General features: G+C 74.9%; 1 protein-coding gene. It reads right to left on the bottom strand.

Annotated features, from left to right (window positions below; genetic code table 11):
• Window positions 1-3,578: SDR family NAD(P)-dependent oxidoreductase (locus ACGFYH_RS37205; protein ID WP_393807598.1), on the bottom strand; the 3,578-nt coding region annotated here is incomplete at both ends.

Below are 3,578 nucleotides of genomic sequence, written 5' to 3'. Positions count from 1 at the left end.
CTCCCCGCCAGGTGTATCGCCACCAGCGACGACGAGCACGCCGTGTCCACCGTCACCGCCGGGCCCTCGAAGCCGAACGTGTAAGCCACCCGGCCGGACAGGACACTGCCCGCGCTGCCGGTCATGAGGAGGCCCTCGACGTGCCCGGGAGTCTGGTCCGGGGACGGCGCGTAGTCGTGGTAGACCTGCCCCGCGAAGACTCCGGTACGGCTGCCGTGCAGGCCGTCCGCGTCGAGCCCGGCCTGTTCGAGCGCCTCCCAGGAGGTCTCCAGGAGCAGCCGCTGCTGCGGGTCCATCGCCAGCGCCTCACGCGGCGAGATCCCGAAGAAGCCCGCGTCGAAGTCGCCCGCGTCGTACAGGAACCCGCCTTCACGCGTGTACGAGGTGCCGGTGTGGTCCGGGTCGGGGTGGTGCAGCCCGTCGAGGTCCCAGCCCCGGTCCGCCGGGAAACGGCCGATGCCGTCGCCGCCGGTGGCGGCCAGCTCCCACAGTTCCTCGGGGCTGGTGACGCCTCCGGGGTAGCGGCAGGCCATGCCGACGATCGCGAGGGGTTCCTCGGTGGAGGCCGTGGGCGCGGCGGGTTCCTCCTGCGGTGCCGTGCCCACCAGTTGGTCCACCAGGTGGGCGGCCAGTTCCGTCGGGGTGGGGTGGTCGAAGACCAGTCCGGCGGGAAGGCGCAGTCCGGTGGCGTTGTTCAGCCGGTTGCGCAGTTCGAGTGCGCTGAGCGAGTCGAAGCCGAAGTCGCGGAAGGCGCGCGTGACCGGGACCCGGTCGGCCGAGGCGTGGCCGAGGACGGCGGAGGCCAGATCGCGTACGAGTCCGAGGGCCAGGTCGAGCCGTTCGTCGGGCGACAGTGCCGTCAGGCGCTCGGTGAACGTTCCGTCGCCGCCAGCGGGCCGCGGTCGGCGGACGAGCCCGCGCAGCAGGACCGGGATCCCCCCGCTCTCCGTCTGTTCGCGTACCCGCCGGAGGTCCAGCCTCGTGGGCACGGTGAGCGGAGCGGGGTCCGCGACGGCCCGGTCGAACAGCGCGAGGGCCTGCTCCTCGGGCAGCGGCGCCACACCGAGCCGGGCCAGCCTCGCGCGGTCGGTGGTGTCGAGGCCGGAGGCCATGCCGCCGCTGCGGTCGTCCTGCTCCCACAGGCCCCAGGCCTGGCTCTGTCCCGGGAGGCCGAGATCGGCTCGGTGGGCGGCCAGTGCGTCGAGGAACGCGTTGGCGGCGGCGTAGTTGGCCTGTCCCGCGCCGCCGAGGACGCCGGAGACCGAGGACATGAGGACGAACGCGGTCAGCGGCTCGTCGCGGGTGAGTTCGTGCAGGTTCCAGGCGGCGTCCGCCTTGGGGCGCAGCACGGTCGTGAGCCGGTCGGGTGTCAGGGAGGTGACGGTTCCGTCGTCGAGGACGCCCGCCGCGTGCACCACCGCGGTGAGGGCTTGGTCGGCGCCGAGGCCCGCGAGCGCGGTCCGCAGGGCGTCGTGGTCCGCCGGATCGCAGCCGAGGGTGGTCACCTCGCAGCCCTCCGCGGCGAGTTCGGCGGTGAGGTCGCGGGTCGCCTCGCCTCCCCGTCGGCTGACGAGGACGAGTCGGCGTACGCCGTGCTCGCGGACCAGGCGCCGGGCGATCAGCCGGCCGATGTGTCCGGTGGCGCCGGTGAGCAGGACCGTGCCGGCGGGGCCGAAGGGGACGGCGGTGTCATCGGCCCGGCCGGTGACACGGGCGAGCCGGGGGGTGTGGGCTTGTCCTGCGCGCAGGGCGATTTGGGGTTCGTCGCCCGCGGCGACGGCGGGCAGGAGGCGCAGCGACGCGGGGTCCCGGTCGGTGTCGGCCAGGAGGAACCGTCCGGGGGCCTCGGTGTGCGCGCTGCGCAGGAAGCCCCAGACGGTGGCGGCCGCGACGTCGGTCACCGGGGCCGGGCCTGCCGCTCCCTCGGTGACGGCGAGCAGACGGGTGCCGGCCAGCCGTTCGTCGAGGAGCAGGGCGCGGGCGGTCTGCAGGGCCGTGGCCGCGTGGTCGTAGGCCGCGGTCACCGTGGCCTGGCGCCGCCGGTCGTCCACGGTCCATACGAGGACGTCGGGCGTGGCTGCGCCGGCGTCGAGGGCGGCACGTAGGCCGTCGAGGTCGCGGTGGGCGTCCGGTGCGGCGCCGGCGTTCCGGAGTGTTTCGAGGACGGGGGTGTCGTCGTCGCCCAGGACGGCCCACTGTCCTGTGGGGCGCGCCTCGCCGGGCAGCGTCAGCGGTTCCCATTCCACGGCGAACAGGGAGCGGGGCGTCGCCTCGTGTGACGCGGTGAGCCGTGTGGTGTCCGCGGGCCGCAGCGTGAGGGACCCGATGCTCGCGGCCCGCTGCCCCGACGGTTCGGCGAGGTCGAGGGCGACGGTGGAGTCGCCGGAGGGGGTGATCCGTGCGCGCAGTGTGCGGGCGCCGGGAGCGGTTACGGCGACGTCGTTGAAAACGTACGGCAGGCGCACGCCGTCGTCGGAGCGGGTGGTGGTGACCACGGCGTGCAGGACGGCGTCGAGGAGGGCCGGGTGGAGGGCGAAGTCCTCGTCGTGCGGGGCGGCGGCGTCGTGCTCGGGCAGCCGCGCCTCCGCGTAGACGGTGCCGTCGGGGGCGCTCCAGAGGCGGGCGAGGAGTTGGAAGGCGGGGCCGTAGACGTAGCCGTCGTCGGCCAGTTCGTCGTAGAGGCCGGTGAGGTCGGTCTCGGTGGTGCCGGGGGGCGGCCAGGTGGTGGCCCAGTCGAGGGCGGCGGGGGCCGGTGCCGGGGCGGCGGTGCGCAGGGCCGCCGTCGCGTGGTGGGTCCAGGGCAGGTGGGAGCCCCGGGTGCCCTGGCGGTCATCGGCCCCGGGCCGGCTGTGCACGGTCGCGGTGGCGCGGTCGGGGCCGTCGGCGGTGACGGTGACCTGGAGGTCCGTGCTGTCGCTCCCGGTGGGCAGCGGGAGCGGCTCGTGCAGGGTGAGTTCGTCGAGGTGGGGGGTGCCGTTCTGGTCCCCCGCGTGCACCGCCAGTTCGAGCAGGGCGGTTCCCGGCAGCAGCGGGAGGGTGCCGACCGCGTGGTCGTGGAGCCAGCGGTGGCTGTGCGGGGTGAGTCGCCCGGTCAGGACGAGGCTCTCGTCGCCCGCGGTGCGCAGGGCCGCGCCGAGCAGCGGGTGGCGGGCCGGGGCGAGCCCGGCGGACGCGATGTCCGGGGCGCCGCCGCCGGTGACGGGGTCGAGCCAGTAGTGCTCGTGCTGAAAGGCGTACGTGGGCAGCGGGACGTGCCGGGCACCGGTGTGGGCGCAGACGCGGGTCCAGTCCACGGATATGCCGTGAAGGAAGACGGCGCTCAGCGAGGTGAGCAGGCGCCGCAGGCCACCGTCGCCGAGGAGCAGGGAGCCGGTCACGACCGCGTCCCGGCCGGTCTCCTCCAGGGTGTGCGTCATGTTCCCGGCGAGCACCGGGTGGGCACTGCATTCCACGAAGGCGTCGAAGCCGTCGGCGGCCAACTCCCGTACGGCCTCTTCGAAGCGGACCCGGTGGCGGAGGTTGCGCACCCAGTAGGCGGCGTCCGGCACGTCGTCGCCGAGCCAGTCGCCGGTGACCGT

The sequence above is a fragment of the Streptomyces sp. NPDC048392 genome (genome assembly GCF_043200575.1).
Lineage (GTDB): Bacteria > Actinomycetota > Actinomycetes > Streptomycetales > Streptomycetaceae > Streptomyces.
Note: the sequence above shows the minus strand (reverse complement) of the source record. Positions and strands in the feature narration are given on the sequence as shown.